13 protein-coding genes and 2 tRNA genes are annotated in these 15,710 nt (G+C 76.9%); 6 read left to right on the forward strand and 9 right to left on the reverse strand.

The annotated features are described in order from the left end of the window. A complete protein-coding gene (locus tag WDV85_RS10670) occupies positions 1-474 on the reverse strand; it encodes a hypothetical protein (RefSeq protein WP_339570581.1) in 474 nt (157 codons plus the stop codon). 89 nt (positions 475-563) lie between these two features. Here WDV85_RS10670 and WDV85_RS10675 point away from each other — a divergent pair, with 89 nt between their 5' ends. Further along, positions 564-782, forward strand: coding sequence for a hypothetical protein (locus WDV85_RS10675; RefSeq protein ID WP_339570582.1), 219 nt, complete (start codon positions 564-566; stop codon positions 780-782). Positions 783-843: 61 nt separating this feature from the next. Here WDV85_RS10675 and WDV85_RS10680 read toward each other — a convergent pair. The 7 genes from WDV85_RS10680 to dusB all read right to left on the reverse strand — a co-directional run bounded on the left by WDV85_RS10680 (position 844) and on the right by dusB (position 7,759). Next, a tRNA-Ile gene (locus WDV85_RS10680) sits at positions 844-917 on the reverse strand. A 193-nt stretch (positions 918-1,110) separates the two neighbouring features. Next, positions 1,111-2,328, reverse strand: a complete 1,218-nt coding sequence (locus WDV85_RS10685) for an acetyl-CoA C-acetyltransferase (RefSeq protein ID WP_339570583.1) — start codon at positions 2,326-2,328, stop codon at positions 1,111-1,113. Positions 2,329-2,453: 125 nt separating this feature from the next. Then, positions 2,454-2,525, reverse strand: a tRNA-Asn gene (locus WDV85_RS10690). 120 nt (positions 2,526-2,645) lie between these two features. Beyond that, on the reverse strand, positions 2,646-4,649 hold the full coding sequence (gene dnaG, locus WDV85_RS10695) for a DNA primase (RefSeq protein WP_339570584.1): 2,004 nt from the start codon (positions 4,647-4,649) through the stop codon (positions 2,646-2,648). Between the two features lie 108 nt (positions 4,650-4,757). Then, positions 4,758-5,048 (reverse strand): hypothetical protein, encoded by a 291-nt coding sequence (locus WDV85_RS10700; RefSeq protein ID WP_339570585.1) that lies wholly within the window; start codon positions 5,046-5,048, stop codon positions 4,758-4,760. Between the two features lie 189 nt (positions 5,049-5,237). Beyond that, positions 5,238-6,545 carry a deoxyguanosinetriphosphate triphosphohydrolase gene (locus WDV85_RS10705; RefSeq protein WP_339570586.1) on the reverse strand — a complete coding sequence of 436 codons (1,308 nt, stop codon included), beginning with the start codon at positions 6,543-6,545 and terminating at the stop codon, positions 5,238-5,240. Next, positions 6,542-7,759: a tRNA dihydrouridine synthase DusB gene (gene dusB / locus WDV85_RS10710; protein WP_339570587.1), complete on the reverse strand. Its 1,218-nt coding sequence runs from the start codon at positions 7,757-7,759 to the stop codon at positions 6,542-6,544. Before dusB ends, WDV85_RS10705 begins: the two co-directional genes overlap by 4 nt. A gap of 183 nt (positions 7,760-7,942) precedes the next feature. Here dusB and WDV85_RS10715 point away from each other — a divergent pair, with 183 nt between their 5' ends. Next, positions 7,943-10,633, forward strand: a complete 2,691-nt coding sequence (locus tag WDV85_RS10715) for a M14 family zinc carboxypeptidase (protein WP_339570588.1) — start codon at positions 7,943-7,945, stop codon at positions 10,631-10,633. A 109-nt stretch (positions 10,634-10,742) separates the two neighbouring features. On the opposite strand, the gene WDV85_RS10720 is transcribed toward WDV85_RS10715, so the two are convergent. Then, on the reverse strand, positions 10,743-12,125 hold the full coding sequence (locus tag WDV85_RS10720; protein ID WP_339570589.1) for a glycine--tRNA ligase: 1,383 nt from the start codon (positions 12,123-12,125) through the stop codon (positions 10,743-10,745). A 203-nt stretch (positions 12,126-12,328) separates the two neighbouring features. Between WDV85_RS10720 and WDV85_RS10725 the strand changes: the two genes are divergently transcribed. The 4 genes from WDV85_RS10725 to WDV85_RS10740 all read left to right on the forward strand — a co-directional run bounded on the left by WDV85_RS10725 (position 12,329) and on the right by WDV85_RS10740 (position 15,645). After that, complete coding sequence (locus WDV85_RS10725) at positions 12,329-13,366, forward strand: metal ABC transporter solute-binding protein, Zn/Mn family (protein WP_339570590.1); 1,038 nt, start codon at positions 12,329-12,331, stop codon at positions 13,364-13,366. After that, positions 13,363-14,295, forward strand: a complete 933-nt coding sequence (locus WDV85_RS10730; RefSeq protein WP_339570591.1) for a metal ABC transporter ATP-binding protein — start codon at positions 13,363-13,365, stop codon at positions 14,293-14,295. Before WDV85_RS10725 ends, WDV85_RS10730 begins: the two co-directional genes overlap by 4 nt. Then, positions 14,288-15,154 (forward strand): metal ABC transporter permease, encoded by an 867-nt coding sequence (locus WDV85_RS10735; RefSeq protein WP_339570592.1) that lies wholly within the window; start codon positions 14,288-14,290, stop codon positions 15,152-15,154. The genes WDV85_RS10730 and WDV85_RS10735 overlap by 8 nt, the downstream gene beginning before the upstream one ends. Before the next feature lie 62 nt (positions 15,155-15,216). Continuing rightward, positions 15,217-15,645, forward strand: coding sequence for a Fur family transcriptional regulator (locus tag WDV85_RS10740; RefSeq protein WP_339570593.1), 429 nt, complete (start codon positions 15,217-15,219; stop codon positions 15,643-15,645). Positions 15,646-15,710 lie beyond the last annotated feature (65 nt).

A 15,710-nucleotide genomic window follows, 5' to 3' on the forward strand; every position in this document is an offset into this window, starting at 1 on the left:
CTACTCCTCCACCCGCACCTCGACCCCTCGCGCCGTCGTCGCGCGGGCGTCGAGGAGGTCGCGCAGCCAGCCCGGTCCCCAGCACCGCGACGTGAGCCGCGCCCGCAGCCCCCGGTCGGCGGTGACGACGACGACCTCCGCCTCCTGCGGCGCCACGGCCCGGGCCAGCTCGCCCTCCAGCACGACGACGGCGTCGTCGCCGCTGCCGTCGGCGAGGAGCACCTGCAGGCCCCCGGCGGGCGACGTCGCGGCGGCCGGCAGCGCTGCGGACCGGGCGCGCCCCTCGAGGACGACGGCCACGGCCACGACGCGGACCGCACCGTCCGGCGACGGGACCACCGCGCCGGGGAGGCCCGCCAGCTGGGCCAGGAGGCGCTCGGCCGCGCCGGCGCGGTCGCGCCACCACCCGTCGGGCCGGGCGCCGACGACGTTGGCGGCGTCGACGACCAGGACCACTGCCGCCGCGTCCGTCACGCCGCCAGCATGGCGCACGCGCCCTGCCGGAGCGGTCGACGGCGGCGGCACCGCTCGCCCCGCCGGCTGACGACGACCATGCTGGCGCGATGAGCGACGACGAGACCGCCGGCGGGCGAGGCACCGACGAGACCGACGGGGCGGCGCCCGAGCGCCGCCGCGGTCCCGCCATCCCCACCGTCCCGGTCAACGCGGCCGAGCAGGACCCGGACCCGAGCGGGGCGAGCAGCGACTCGACCGCCCGCCACGACCGCGCCGACTACGACAACGACCGCGAGGACCTGCCCGGCGGGCGCGCCCAGGGATGATGGAGCGGGGCTGACCGCGGGAGGCTGACGTCACGGTCCAGGCCGACGTCGCACGGCCGGGTAGGGCAGGTGGGGCTCGAACCCACGACCGGCGGATTATGAGTCCGCTGCTCTGACCGGCTGAGCTACTGCCCCGGGTGCGCCGACCCTACCCAGCGGCCGCCGCACCCGCGGCGCAGCCCGGACGCGCGCGGAGGTGGCAGCACGAGGACGGGGTAGACGCCGCCCTCGTGCAGCCACCCGCGGCGTCGGCGGGTCGGGGCGTCGGCGGGTCGGGCCGTCAGCGGGTCGGGCCGTCAGCGGGTCGGGCCGTCAGCGGGTCGGGCCGTCAGCGGGTCGGGCCGTGGAGCAGCAGGGCCTCGCCCTGCCCTCCCCCGCCGCACAGCGCGGCGACGCCCGTCCCGCCGCCCCGCGCCCGCAGGTCGAGCGCGAGGGTGAGGGCCAGGCGGGCCCCCGAGGCCCCGATCGGGTGGCCGAGGGCGATGGCGCCGCCGCGCGGGTTGACGCGGTCGAGGTCGACGCCGAGCTCGCGCACGGAGGCGAGGACGACGGCGGCGAAGGCCTCGTTGATCTCGAGGACGTCGAGGTCGCCCGGCGCGAGACCGGCTCGGACGCAAGCACGCTCGACGGCGCGCGCAGGCTGGCTCTGCAGGGTCGAGTCGGGCCCCGCCACGAGGCCGTGGGCGCCGACCTCGGCGAGCCAGGGCAGGCCGGCGGCCTCCGCGCGCTCCTTGCGCATGACGACGAGCGCGGCCGCGCCGTCGGACACCTGCGACGCCGACCCGGCGGTGATGGTGCCGTCGGGCCGGAAAGCCGGCGGCAGCGCGGCGAGGGCCTCCGGCGTCGTGCCCGGCCGCACGCCCTCGTCGGCCACCACCTCGACCGGCTCGCCGCGGCGCCGGGGCACGAGGACCGGGGTGATCTCCTCGGCGGCCCGGCCGTCGGCCGTCGCGGCCGCGGCGAGGCGGTGGCTGCGGGCGGCGAAGGCGTCCTGCTCCGCGCGCGTCGAGGCCCCCCGCGCGTCCGCGGCGCGGGCCGCCTCCTCGACCTCCGTGAGGGCGCCCATGGAGACGTCGGTGAAGGCGTCCCAGAGGCCGTCGTGCGAGGTCGCGTCCTGCACGACGGCGTCGCCGAAGCGGTAGCCGCCGCGCGCGCCGGGGAGCAGGTGCGGCGCGCCGCTCATCGACTCCATGCCCCCGGCGACGACGACGTCCGCCTCCCCCGCCCGGACGAGCTGGTCGGCCAGGGCGACGGCGCGCAGCCCCGACAGGCAGACGGCGTTGACCGTGAGCGCCGGCACGGACATCGGCACGCCGGCGGCCGCGGCCGCCTGCCGCGCCGGGTTCTGCCCCTGGCCGGCCTGGAGGACCTGCCCCATGAGCACCTGGTCGACCTCGTCCGCCGCGACGCCGGCCCGCTCGAGGGCCGCACGGATCGCGGCCGCGCCGAGGTCGACGGCGCGCAGCGACGACAGGGCTCCCTGCAGGCGACCCATCGGCGTCCGGGCGCCGGCGACGACCACGGAGACGCGCCCAGGAGCGCTCACGAGGCGACGCTCACGGGAGGGAGGTCACGGGGCCGGGACGACGGGGGACCGAGATCATGAGGGCTGGGCTCCCCTGCGTCCTGGGCGGCGCCCGCCCGCGACGCTGCGGAGGGCCGACCGCGAGGCTCCCGCGGCTGGATTCGAACCAGCAACCGTTCGATTAACAGTCGAATGCTCTGCCGTTGAGCTACGCGGGACCGTGCACGACCACCATCGGCGACCGAGCGCGACGAGATTAGCAGGACGAGCCGGTCGCTCACGCCGACGCCCCGCCCACCACACCGCCGCGGGCGGTGGGCCGGAGGGCTCGGGGGGCGTCAGGCGCTCTCGGCGCGCAGCCGCTGGAGGTCCGCCGTGAGCGCCGCCGCCCGGGCCCACAGCTCGCCCGCCCGCTGCGCCTCGCCCGCCGCCTCGGCGCGCTGCGCCCGGCCCGTGACCTCCGCCGACGCCCGCAGCAGGCCCCGCAGCTCGAGCTCGCGCAGCGCCGCCGTCGCCAGGCGGGCGACGCCCTCCCCCGGGCGCACCATCATCGGGGCGACGGCGAGCTCCTCGACGTAGGGCCGCAGGGAGTCCCCCGCGCTCTCGCGCACGCGCGTGGTCCAGCCGCTGCCGTCCCCCGCGGCGACGACGCCCCCCAGCGCCCGCAGCACCTCGTGCACGGCGCGATGGGCCGGGACGGCGAAGGCGTCGTCGGCGAGCGCGTCGAAGCGGGCGCCGTCCACCTCGGCCGGCGCCTGGAGCACGGCCTGCAGCAGCTCGCGCTCGAGCCGGACGACGGGGTCGCGCGGGTCGGGCGTCGGCGGGCGGACCTCCGACGGCGCCCCCTCGCGGTGCGCGTCCGCGTCGGAGGGCGCGCCGCCGTCGCGGCGACCGCGCCCCTCCCGCGGGGCGCCGTCCCCGCCCTGCTCGCGCCGTCCGCCGGCTCCCCCGTCGCGGGAGGGCCCGGGACGACCGCCCCGCTCGCCGGCCCGGCCGCCCGGGGAGCCCGAGCGGCCGGCGGCGGCCACGGAGCGCCGGACGTCGTCGACGTCCATGCCGAGCCAGCCGGAGAGCTGGCGCGCGTACTCCGGGCGCAGGGCCGGGTCCTTGATGCCCGCCACGAGGGGCGCGGCAGCGCGCAAGGCCTGCACGCGGCCCTCCACCGAGTCCAGGTCGAAGCGCTCGAGGGTCGAGCGCAGGGCGAACTCGAAGAGCGGCACGCGCGTGGCGACGAGCTCGGTGACGGCCTCGGGCCCGCGCTCGAGCCGCAGGTCGCACGGGTCGAGGCCGGACGCCTCCACGGCGACGAACGTCGACGCCGTGAAGCGCTGGTCCTGCTCGAAGGCCCGCAGCGCCGCCTTCCGCCCGGCCTCGTCGCCGTCGAAGGTGAAGACGACCTCGCCGCGGAAGGCGTCGTCGTCAACGAGCAGCCGCCGCACCGCCTTGATGTGCTCGGGCCCGAAGGCGGTGCCGCACGTGGCCACCGCCGTCGGCACGCCCGAGAGGTGGCACGCCATGACGTCGGTGTAGCCCTCGACGAAGACGACCTGGCGGCGCCGGGCGATCTCCCGCTTGGCGAGGTCGAGGCCGTAGAGGACGGTCGACTTGTCGTAGAGCGGGGTCTGCGGGGTGTTGAGGTACTTGGGCCCCTGGTCGGACTCGAGGAGCCGGCGGGCGCCGAAGCCGATGGTCGCCCCCGCGACGTCGCGGATCGGCCAGACGAGGCGCCCGCGGAAGCGGTCGTAGACGCGGTCGCCGGACTGGGCGCGGCTCACGAGGCCGGCGGTGGCGAGCTCGTCGTCGCGGTAGCCGCGCCCGCGCAGGTGCTTGGTGAGCGCGTCCCAGCCCTCGGGGGCGAAGCCGGCGCCGAAGTGCTCGGCCGCGGCGCGGTCGAAGCCCCGCTCGGCGAGGAAGCGCCGGGCCACCCGCGCGCCCGGGGAGGCGAGCTGCTCGGCGAAGAACTCGGCCGCGACGCGGTGGGCGTCGAGCATCCGCTGACGGGCGCCGACGTCCTGGCGCCGCGGGCCGCCGGAGCCCTCCTCGTAGCGCAGCTGGACGCCGGCCCGCTGGGCGAGGCGCTCGACGGCCTCGGGGAAGGTGAGGTGGTCGACCTCCTGGAGGAAGCGGAAGACGTCGCCACCCGCGCCGCACCCGAAGCACTTGTAGAACCCGACGGCCGGGCGCACGTGGAAGGACGGCGAGCGCTCGTCGTGGAAGGGGCACAGGCCCTTGAGCGAACCGGCGCCGGCGGGCTTGAGCGTGACGTACTCCCCGACGACCTCGTCGAGGCGGACCTGCTCGCGCACGGCGTCGACGTCCTCGCTGCGGATCAGGCCTGGCACGCCCGGAGTCTAGGTCGGGCGCGGCCGGGCGGAGCGGTCGTCCCCAGCCCCGGTCGTCCCCAGCCCCGGTCGTCCCCCAGCCCCCGGGTCCTCAGCCCCGGTCGCTCCTCAGCCCTGGTGCTGGCCCGTGTTGTCGATGGCGAGGAAGCCGATGTCCGGGTCGGGGTCGGGCCCCGTCCAGTCCTTGAGGCAGATGACCCCGTCGCCGTTCTTGTCGATGCGGGCGAAGAAGCCCGGGTCCTGGGGGTTGGTGATCTGGGTGCTCTCGAACCACGGGCCGAAGCACCGTCCCCCGGGCGGCGGGGCGGCGAGGGCGGCCGGGCCCGCTGCGGTGAGCGCGACGAGGGCGGTGGCGCTCGCGGCGGCGAGCAGGGACGTGCGGTGCGGCAGGAGCTTCACTGGTGCCTCCTCGGGCGACGGTGCTCGCGGTGCGACGGCGTGGTGGCCGGCGTCCTCGCGCGTCGAGGCCAGGCGGGAGCGGACCCGGCGTGGGGGAGGTCGGTCCGGGGACCGACGTCCGCGCCGGTCCTCGTGGCGGCGGATGCTAGACCTCGCCGGGGCGCGCCGGAAGGCCCGGCTCGCGCCGTCTCAGCGCCCCTGGCGCACGAGCCGGCCGTGCCAGGCGTGGGCGCCGGCGTCGGTGAGCGCGGCGACCTGGTCGACGACGACCCGCAGCCGCGCGTCGTCGCCGCTCGCGGCCGCGAGGTCGGCGGCGTAGGCGGGCTCGAGGGCCTCGGGGCCCCGGGCGCAGAGGGCCTCGACGAGCTCGGCGACGACCTCGCGCTGGCGCACGTACTCGGGCTGGCGGTCGCCCGCCTCCATGACGAAGAGCGCCGCCAGGCCCTTGAGCGCGGCGATCTCCCCCTGCGTCGCCGGCGGGACGACGACGTCCGCGCCGTACCGCACGAGCGGCTGCTCGCCGTGCGCCTCCTGCGTGGCGCGCCGGGCGGCGTCGACGAAGCGGCCGACGAGCTGGCTCGTCATGTCCTTCAGCGCGGCCAGGGAGGCGCGCCCGAGGTCGGTGCGGCCGACCCACTCCGGGGAGGCGGCGAGCCGCTGCAGGCCCTCCTCGACGGCGTCCGCCTCGAGGCCGTGCCAGCGCGCGGCGAGCTCGGCCACCCGGGCGCGCTGCCCGCGGTCGGCCACGACGCCGAGGTCGAGCCTCCCCGCGACCACGGCGTCCTCGACGTCGTGGACGCTGTAGGCGATGTCGTCGGCCAGGTCCATGACCTGCGCCTCGAGGCACCGCCGGCGCCCGGGGGCGTCCCGGCGCAGCCAGGCGAAGACCTCGTCGTCGCCGTCGGGGCCCGCGTAGACGCCGTACTTGCCGCTGCCGGCCGCGTCGGGCCCGCCGGGGGCCTCCCCGGCGTGCCACGGGTACTTCGTGACGGCGTCCAAGCTCGCCCGGGTGAGGTTGAGCCCGCCGCTGCGCCCGGTGGCCGGGTCGACGACCTTGGGCTCGAGCCGCGTGAGCAGGCGCAGGGTCTGCGCGTTGCCCTCGAAGCCGCCGATCGCCGCGGCCGCGGTGGCGAGGGCCCGCTCGCCGTTGTGCCCGAACGGCGGATGGCCGAGGTCGTGCGCCAGGCAGGCCGTGTCGACGACGTCGGGGTCGCAGCCGAGCGACGCGGCGAGCTCACGGCCCACCTGCGCCACCTCGAGGCTGTGCGTCAGCCGGGTGCGGGCGAAGTCGTCCGTGCCCGGCCCGACGACCTGCGTCTTGCCGCCGAGGCGCCGCAGCGCCGAGGAGTGCAGCACCCGGGCCCGGTCGCGGGCGAAGTCGCCCCGGGCCGCGCTCTTGGGCGCCTCGGCCAGCCGGCGCTCCCGGTCGTGCGGCCCGTACCCGGGCACGCGGGCGTCGTCGCGCCGCACGACCCCGGCGGCGGGGCGCTCGCTCACCCGCCCGAGACGGACGCCTCGGCGTCCGCCACCATCCGCGCGGCGGAGCCGGTGAGCTCCCGCGAGTCGAGCCAGCCCTCGGGCAGGGCGACCCGCTTCGTCGCCGCGGTGCGCCCGCGCGGCCCCTCCGCGTCGTCTCCCGGCCACGGCGCGTCGGCGTCGAGCTCGGAGAGGACCTCGGCGAGCGCGTCGAGCGTCGGCACGAGGGCGAGCCGCTGCCGCAGCGAGGAGCCCACGGGGAAGCCCTTGAGGTACCAGGCGACGTGCTTGCGGATGTCGCGGCAGGCGCGGTCCTCGTCCGGCGCCCCCGCGGTGCCGAACTCCTCCGCGAGCAGGACGGCGTGCCGGTGGAGCATCGCCGCGACCTCGCCGAGGGAGGGGCGCACCCGCTCGGGACGGCCCGCGAAGGCGGCGGCGAGGTCGGCGAACAGCCAGGGGCGGCCGAGGCAGCCGCGCCCGACGACGACGCCGTCGCAGCCCGTCTCGGCGACCATGCGCACCGCGTCCTCGCCCGACCACACGTCGCCGTTGCCGAGCACCGGCACGCTCGTCACGGCCTCCTTGAGGCGGGCGATGCGGCTCCAGTCCGCGGTGCCGGAGTAGTACTGCTCGGCCGTGCGGGCGTGCAGCGCGACGGCGACCGCCCCCTCGCCCTCCGCCGCGCGACCGGCGTCGAGGTAGGTGTGGTGCTCCGCGTCGACGCCGACGCGCATCTTCACCGTGACGGGCACGCCGGCGGGCTCGGCCGCCCGCACCGCCTCGCGGACCACGGACGCGAAGAGCGAGCTCTTCCACGGCAGGGCGGCGCCGCCGCCCTTGCGCGTGACCTTGCCGACGGGGCAGCCGAAGTTGAGGTCGACGTGGTCGGCCAGGTCCTCCTCGACGAGCACGCGGACGGCGGCGCCCACGGTGCGAGGCTCGACTCCGTACAGCTGGGTGCTCCGCAGGGCCACGCCGGGCCCGTGCCGCACGAGCCGCAGCGACTCGGGCGTGCGCTCCACGAGCGCCCGCGAGGTCACCATCTCCGAGACGAAGACGCCCTCGCCGCCCGCGGCCTCCATCTGCTCGCGGCACAGGGTGCGGTAGGCCTCGCCGGTGATGCCGGCCATCGGGGCGAGCACGACGGGGGTGCGCACCTCGTGGGGGCCGATGCGCAGCGGACCGGCCCCGGCGGTGGCCGGGCCCGCGGTCGGAGCGGTGGCGGTGGCGGTCACGCCCCCATCGTCCCCCATCCCCGCGGCGGGGCCCCAGCCGTCCACCGAGGCCGTCCAGCGCCCGCGAGGGCCCCGACGCGGACGCCGTGCGGACTGCTGCCGCACCACCCCGCGGGGGCCGGACCTGTGCCACGGTTCGGCGCACACCGGACACCTCCGGTGCTCCCCGACCCAGGAGCCCCCGTGCACCCCTCCCCCCTGCGGCGCGCAGCAGCGCGCGCGACCGTCGGCGGCGCCGTCGTCGCCCTGGCCGTCACCTCCGCCCCCGCCGCGACGGCCGCGCCCCCCACCGCGGCACCGTCGTCAGCCCCCGGCCAGAGCGCCCGCACGCAGGACGCGCCCGCCTCGGCCGCGGCGCTGGGGGCCGGTGCCCTCGCCCCCGCCGCCCGGTCGCGCGCCGCCGCGGCGTCCGCGGAGGCCGGGCCGGCGAGCTACCCCCAGCAGCCGCAGCTGCGGGTCTACCCCGACGACGCCGGCGACGCCTCGATCGCCCGCGGGGCCCTGCCCTACGACGAGATCGCGCCCCGGCTCCAGGCGCTCATGGCCCGCAGCGACTACGTGTCCACCGAGGTCGTCGGCACGTCGACCCAGGGCCGCGAGCTGCTCCTCGTCACGCTCACGGCGCCCGAGACGCCGGCGGAGACCGCGCAGCAGGCGGCCTGGCGGGACGCCATCAAGGACGACCCGGAGGCCGCCGCTGACGACGCCGACCTGGCGGCCGGGTACAAGACGCCGGTCTGGTTCAACAACAACATCCACGGCAACGAGTGGGAGGGCACCGACGCCAGCCTGCGGTGGATGGAGGCCCTCGTGGACCGCGCCGAGGCCGGGGAGGCCGACGCCGTCGCGACCCTGGCGGGCAGCCGCCTGTACTTCACGGTCACCAACAACCCCGACGGGCGGGTGGCCGGCCAGCGGCGCACCGCGCTGGACCTGGACCCGAACCGCGACTTCATCACCAACGAGACGCCCGAGACGGTCGCCGTCCGCGAGCTCGCCGGCCGCCTCCAGCCGCTGTTCTTCAGCGACATCCACGGCTACACGAGCGTGCTCCAGGTGGAGCCCTGCGGGCCGCCGCACGGCGAGAACTACGACTACGACCTCTTCATCCCCCACGCCTACGCCTCGGCGCTGCGCATCGAGGCCGACGTCGCCGCCGCCGGCATCGAGGGCAACACCTACCTCGACGACGAGGGCCGGGTGACGGAGGAGAACACGGGGAAGATCCGCATCCCCTACCGCGACATCCGCTCCGGCTGGGACGACTGGCCGCCCATCTTCACGGCCCAGTACGTCGCCTTCCAGGGCGCCGTCACCTCGACCGTCGAGCTGCCGCTCGGGCGGGTGAGCACCTCGACGCCGGAGGGCCTCGCCGAGAGCGCCCGCCGGGCGGGCGTCAACACGGCCGTGGCCGAGCAGGTCATCACCTCGACGACCTCGTACGTGCTCGAGAACGCCGACGAGCTGCTCGCCAACCAGGTCGAGGTCTTCCGCCGCGGCTCCGCGGGCGAGCCGCTGCGCGAGATCGGCCCCGACCCCGACCCGGCGAACATCCCCGGCCCCGACCAGTGGGCCGAGGTCTGGGACGAGACCGACGTGTACCGCGCCGAGTTCCCCGAGGCCTACGTCATCCCCGCCGGCGACCAGCGGTCCGCGGCGAGCGCCGCGCGCCTCGTCGACCACCTCGTCGACCACGGCGTCGAGGTGGGCCGCACGGTGCGTGCCTTCCGCGCCGACGGCACCACCTACCCGCGGGGCTCCTACGTGGTCGACATGGCCCAGCCCCTGCGCGGCATGGCCAACGTGCTCCTCGCCGAGGGCAGCGACATCTCGGACCGCGTCCCGAGCATGTACGACGTCTCGGCGTGGAGCCTCACCGACCTGTGGGGCGCCGACGTCCGCCGCGTGGAGGACCTGCCCTCGACCGGACGCGGGTCCAGCGTGCTCGCCCGGCCGGTCGAGGAGGCCGCTCCCACGGGCGACGTCCCCCGTGGCACCGACCTCCGCCTGGCCCTCACCGGCTCGGCCGAGGTGCGCGCGCTCAACAGCCTGCTGGCGGACGGCGTCCCGGTGGGGCTCCTGCCCGACGGGTCCGCCGTCCTCGACCGCCGCCAGCGGGCCGCCGCCGTGGCCGTCGCCACCGAGGAGGGCGTCGTCTTCGAGCGCACGCGCGACGTGACGCCCGGCTCGGACGAGGTGCCGCTGCAGCGCCCGCTGCGGGTCGCCTACACGACGTCGTCGGCCGCGGACGACGCCGGCGAGGACTACCTCTCGCTCGCAGAGCTCGGCTACGCCGACCCGCTGCGCGTGACCGCGCAGGGCCTCGTCGACGGCACGACGGACCTGTCCGACGTCGACGTCCTGTGGGTCGGCTCGGCGCTCTCGCGCGGGCCGCTGCCCGTGGAGGCGCTCGCCGCGCTGCGCTCCTTCGTCGACGGCGGCGGCGACCTCGTCGGCACCGGCGTCGCCGCGGCCTCCCTCGCCCAGACGCTGGGCTACCTCGAGGCCACGGCGGTGCAGGGCAACCGCTCGGGCAACGGCGTCGTCGCCGTCAGCACGCCGGCCGGCTCGCTGCTCGACGGCTACGCCGAGGACCGCGCGTTCGTCTACGCCCCGGTGCACTTCACCGGCCTCGGGGTGGGCACCGTCGTGGAGCAGACCTACGGCGACGGCCCGCTCGTGGCCGGCCACTGGCGGGCCTCCGACGACGGCACGGGCGGCCCCTCGTCGGCCGCGGGGCAGCCGTCGGTCGTCTCCGGCGAGAGCACGGGCGGCGGGCGCGCGGTGGTCTTCGGGACCTACCCCACGTTCCGCGTCCACCCGCTCGGCATGCTCGACGACGTGGCCCGCGCGCTGGGCTCCGCCACGAGCTGACGCGCTCCCCGCAGCACGACGAGGCCCCTCCCGCCGCAGCGGGAGGGGCCTCGTCGTGCTGCGCCCTCGTGCAGGGCGGAGGGGCCGAGGTGCAGGTCGGACGAGGGGCTCAGGCCCCCACGAGGCGGGCGGCCAGGTAGCCCTCGACCTGGTCGAGGCCGACGCGCGTCTGCGTCATGGCGTCGCGGTCGCGGACGGTGACGGCCTGGTCCTCGAGGGTGTCGAAGTCGACCGTGAGGCAGAACGGCGTGCCGATCTCGTCCTGGCGGCGGTAGCGGCGCCCGATGGCGCCGGCGTCGTCGAAGTCGACGTTCCAGTGCCGGCGCAGTGCTGCCGCGAGGTCGCGGGCCTTGGGCGACAGGGCCTCGCCGCGCGAGAGCGGGAGGACGGCGGCCTTGACGGGCGCGAGCCGCGGGTCGAGGCGCAGCACGACGCGCTTGTCGACGCCTCCCTTGGCGTTCGGCGCCTCGTCCTCGGAGTAGGCGTCCACGAGGAAGGCCATGAGCGAGCGCGTGAGCCCCGCCGCCGGCTCGATGACGTACGGCGTCCAGCGCTCGCCCTTGGCCTGGTCGAAGAACGACAGGTCGGCGCCCGAGTGCTCCGAGTGCGTGCGCAGGTCGAAGTCCGTGCGGTTGGCGATGCCCTCGAGCTCGCCCCACTCCGACCCGGTGAACCCGAAGCGGTACTCGATGTCGACCGTGCGGGTCGAGTAGTGCGAGAGCTTCTCCGCCGGGTGCTCGTAGTGGCGCAGGTTGTCGCGGTCGATGCCGAGCCCCACGTACCAGTCCGTGCGGGCGTCGATCCAGTACTGGTGCCAGTCGGCGTCGGTGCCCGGCTCGACGAAGAACTCCATCTCCATCTGCTCGAACTCGCGCGTGCGGAAGATGAAGTTGCCCGGCGTGATCTCGTTCCGGAACGACTTGCCGATCTGCCCGATGCCGAAGGGCGGCTTGCGGCGGGCCGAGCCCATGACGTTGGCGAAGTTGACGAAGATCCCCTGCGCCGTCTCCGGGCGCAGGTAGTGCAGCCCGGACTCGTCCTCGACGGGCCCGAGGTGCGTCTTCAGCATCATGTTGAAGTCGCGCGGCTCGGTCCACGCGCCGCGGGTGCCGCAGTTGGGGCACGTGATGTCGCCGAGGCCCTCGGGCGCGCGGCCCTTCTTCTCCTCGTACGCCTCCTCGAGGTGGTCGGCCCGGAAGCGGCGGTGGCACGACTGGCACTCGGTGAGCGGGTCGGTGAAGACGCCCACGTGGCCGGAGGCGACCCACGTCTCGCGCGGCAGGATGACCGAGCTGTCGAGCCCGACGACGTCGTCGCGCCCCGTGACGACGGCCTTCCACCACTGGCGCTTGATGTTCTCCTTCAGCTCGACGCCGAGGGGCCCGTAGTCCCACGCCGAGCGGGTCCCGCCGTAGATCTCCCCGCTGGGGAAGACGAACCCCCTGCGCTTGCAGAGGCTCACGACGGTGTCGATCCGGGAGGGTGCGGCCACGCTGGTCAGCTCCGTGGGGTGTCGAGGATGTGCCGGGCGGGCCCGACGGCGTGCCGGGCCCCGCGCCGCCGGGACGGGCCACGACCGAGGACGGTCGCGGCAGCGGTCGCCGGGACTCGGGCGAGGGTATCGGGACGCGGGCCCGCACCGCCCCGGCGCCGCGACGTCGTCGTCCCGGCGCTTTGACGTCACCGTTGCTCGGGGTGAGAATCGTCATCGTGATGACTCGCGCCCGTCGCCCAGCGCTCCTGGCCCTGCCCGCCGCCGCCGTCCTCGCCCTCGGCGCCTGCGGCTCCCCCGAGGCCCCCGGCGGCGGTGCGGCCACCGACGGTGACGGCGGGGCGGCTCCCCTGCAGGTGGCCGCCAGCTTCTACCCGCTCCAGTGGGTCACGCAGGCCGTCGCCGGGGACCGCGCGGACGTCACGTCCCTCACGCAGCCCGGCACGGAGCCGCACGACCTCGAGCTCTCGCCGCAGGAGGTGGCCACGGCGGTCGACGCCGACGTCTTCGTCACGCTGCAGGGCTTCCAGGGCGCCGTGGACGCCGCGGCCGACGAGCGCGGCGGCGAGGGCGTCGTCGACGTCGCGCCCGCCGCCGACCTCGAGCCCTCCCCCGGCACGGCCCCCGGCGAGGCCGCCGCGGAGGACGACGACCACGAGGAGGGCCACGACCAGGAGGGCGGGGGGCACGAGGGCGAGGAGGGGCACGACCACGGCCTCGAGGAGGACCCGCACTTCTGGCTCGACCCGGTGCGCATGTCGTCGGTCGCCGAGGCGGTCGCGGACGGGCTGGCGGACGCCGACCCCGACGGCGCCGACGTCTACGCCGCGAACCTGGCGGACGTGCAGGCCGACCTGGCCGACCTCGACACGGAGTTCTCCGCGGGCCTCGCCACCTGCGACAGCCGTGACCTCGTGACCGCGCACCAGGCCTTCGGCTACCTCGCCGAGCGCTACGACCTCGTCCAGCGCGGCGTCAGCGGCATCGGCGGCGAGGAGGAGCCGGGGGCGGCCCGGCTCGCCGAGGTCGCGCAGTTCGCCGAGGCGAACGACGTCCGCACGATCTACACCGAGACGCTGCTGCCGGCGGACGTCGCCGAGACCGTCGCCGCCGAGACCGGGGCCACGACCGCCGTCCTCGACACGCTCGAGGGCCTGACGGACGAGTCCCCGGGTGACGACTACCCCTCGGTCATGCGGGCCGACCTCGAGACCCTGCGCCAGGGCCAGGGCTGCTCGTGACCGCCCCGCCCGGCCACGCCGCCGGTCGCGCGACCGGCGGCGCGGGCGCGGCGCCGCTGCTGCGCCTGCAGCGCGCGGGCTTCGGCTACGGCGAGCGCGTCGTCGTCCGCGACGTCGACCTCGAGGTCCGCCGCGGCGAGAGGGTCGCCGTGCTCGGCAGCAACGGCTCGGGCAAGACCACCCTGCTGCGAGGGCTGCTCGGCCTCGCGGCGCGCACCGGCGGCACGGTCGAGGTCGACGGTGAGCCCGCGCCCTCGCGCCGCAGCCGCCGGCGCACCGGCTACGTCCCCCAGGCCATGACGGTCGGCGGCGGCGTCCCGACGACGGTCCGCGAGGTGGTCAGCACCGGCCGCCTGCCGCTGCGGCGCCCCTGGGTGCCCGCGCGCCGCGAGGACCGCGCGGCCGTCGACGCCGCGCTCGAGGCCGTGGACATGGCCGAGCACGCCCACGAGGACGTCACCGAGCTCTCCGGCGGGCAGCAGCGGCGGGTCCTCATCGCGCGAGCCCTCGCCGCCGAGCCCGACCTCCTGGTGCTCGACGAGCCGCTCGCGGGCGTCGACGCCGCCAGCGCCCTCGGGCTCGCGCGGACCCTCGCGGCCCTGGCGGCCCGCGACACGACGCTGCTCGTCGTCACCCACGAGGTCGGCCCCCTCGCCGACGTCGTCGACCGCGCCGTCGTCCTGCAGCACGGGCGCGTCGTCCACGACGGGCCGCTCGTGCCGGAGCTGCTCGGCGCCTCCGACGAGGCGCTCGAGCGCCTCCAGGAGGAGTCCCGGCTGCGCCACCAGCACGTGCACCACCACGAGCACGAGACCGCCCCGCCGCCGGGATGGGTCTCCGACCACCGCGAGCACCGCCCGCAGCCGCCCGCCGACCACCCGGAGTGCCACCACCCGGGGACCCACCACCCGGAGACCCACCGTGCCTGAGGTCCTCACCTACGGCTTCATGGTCCGCGCGCTCGTCGCCGCCCTCCTCGTCGGCCTCGCCGCGCCGTCCGTCGGCGTCTTCCTCGTCCAGCGCCGCCTCTCGCTCATCGGCGACGGCATGGGCCACGTCGCGCTCACGGGCGTGGCCCTCGGCCTGCTCACGGGCACGGCCCCCGTCCCCGTCGCCCTCGTCGTCACGGTCGTGGCGGCCGCCGCCGTCGAGCTCCTGCGCCGCTACGGGCGCACGGGCGGCGACGTCGTGCTCGCCGTCCTCTTCTACGGCGGCATCGCCGGCGGCGTCGTGCTCGTCGCCCGGGCCGGCGGATCGGCCGCCACCCTCAACACCTACCTCTTCGGCGCGATCACGACGACGACCGCCGAGGACCTGCGGGTCTTCGCCGTGCTGGCCGCCGTCGTGCTCGTCGCCACCTTCGGGCTGGGCCGGCGCCTGGCCGCCGTCAGCAGCGACGAGGAGCACGCCCGCGCCTCCGGCCTGCCGGTCATGGGCCTCAACCTGCTGCTCGCCGTCCTCACCGCCGTCACCGTGGTGCTCTCGATGCGCGTGGTCGGCCTGCTCCTCATCAGCGCGCTCATGATCGTGCCGGTCGCCGTGGCGCAGCAGGTGTGCCGCAGCTTCCGCAGCACGACCCTCGTGGCGATGGGCGTCGGCACCGTCACCGCGGTCGTCGGCGTCCTCACGTCCTACTACGGCGACACGCCGTCGGGCGGCACGATCGTGCTCTACCTCATCACCCTCTTCGTCGTCACCGCCGCGGGCTCCGCCCTCGTCCGCGCCGCCCGCCACCGCGGCCACCGGCGGCGCCACCGCCTCGCGACCCCCGTCGGGGAGCAGGCATGATCGCCCCTGCGCGGGGGGACGGTCCGGTGCCCGCCCGCAGGACCGGGAGGAGCGTGGTGGCCGTGCCGCAGCAGCAGCGGGTGCGCCGCTCGAGCCGTCAGCGCGACGCCGTCCAGGCCTCGCTCGCCGGCACCGACGCCTTCGTCAGCGCCCAGGACCTCTACGCGTCGATGCGCGAGCAGGGCAACCCCATCGGCCTCGCCACCGTCTACCGCGCCCTGCAGGGCATGGTCGAGGACGCCGAGGTCGACGTCCTGCGCACCGACGACGGCGAGGCCGTCTACCGGCGCTGCAGCCCCAGCCACCACCACCACCTCGTGTGCCGCCGCTGCGGGCGCACCGTCGAGGTCGAGGGCCCCGACGTCGAGGCCTGGGCCTCCTCCGTCGCCGCCGCCCACGGGTTCTCCGACCCCGACCACGTCGTCGAGGTCTTCGGGACCTGCGCCGAGTGCCACGCCGCGCAGGACGCCGGGGCGGCGCCCCGCGGCTGAGGCCTTCCGCGGCGCAGCGCTGGCGCCGGTGCCCCCGGGACGCAGCGGGGGGGGGGGGGGGGGGG

The organism is Pseudokineococcus sp. 5B2Z-1 (assembly GCF_037482305.1).
Taxonomy (GTDB): domain Bacteria; phylum Actinomycetota; class Actinomycetes; order Actinomycetales; family Quadrisphaeraceae; genus Pseudokineococcus.

Coding starts and splice junctions, on each gene's coding strand:
- WDV85_RS10675 (WP_339570582.1), top strand. CDS start 564: ATGAGCGACGACGAGACCGCCGGCGGGCGAGGCACCGACGAGACCGAC.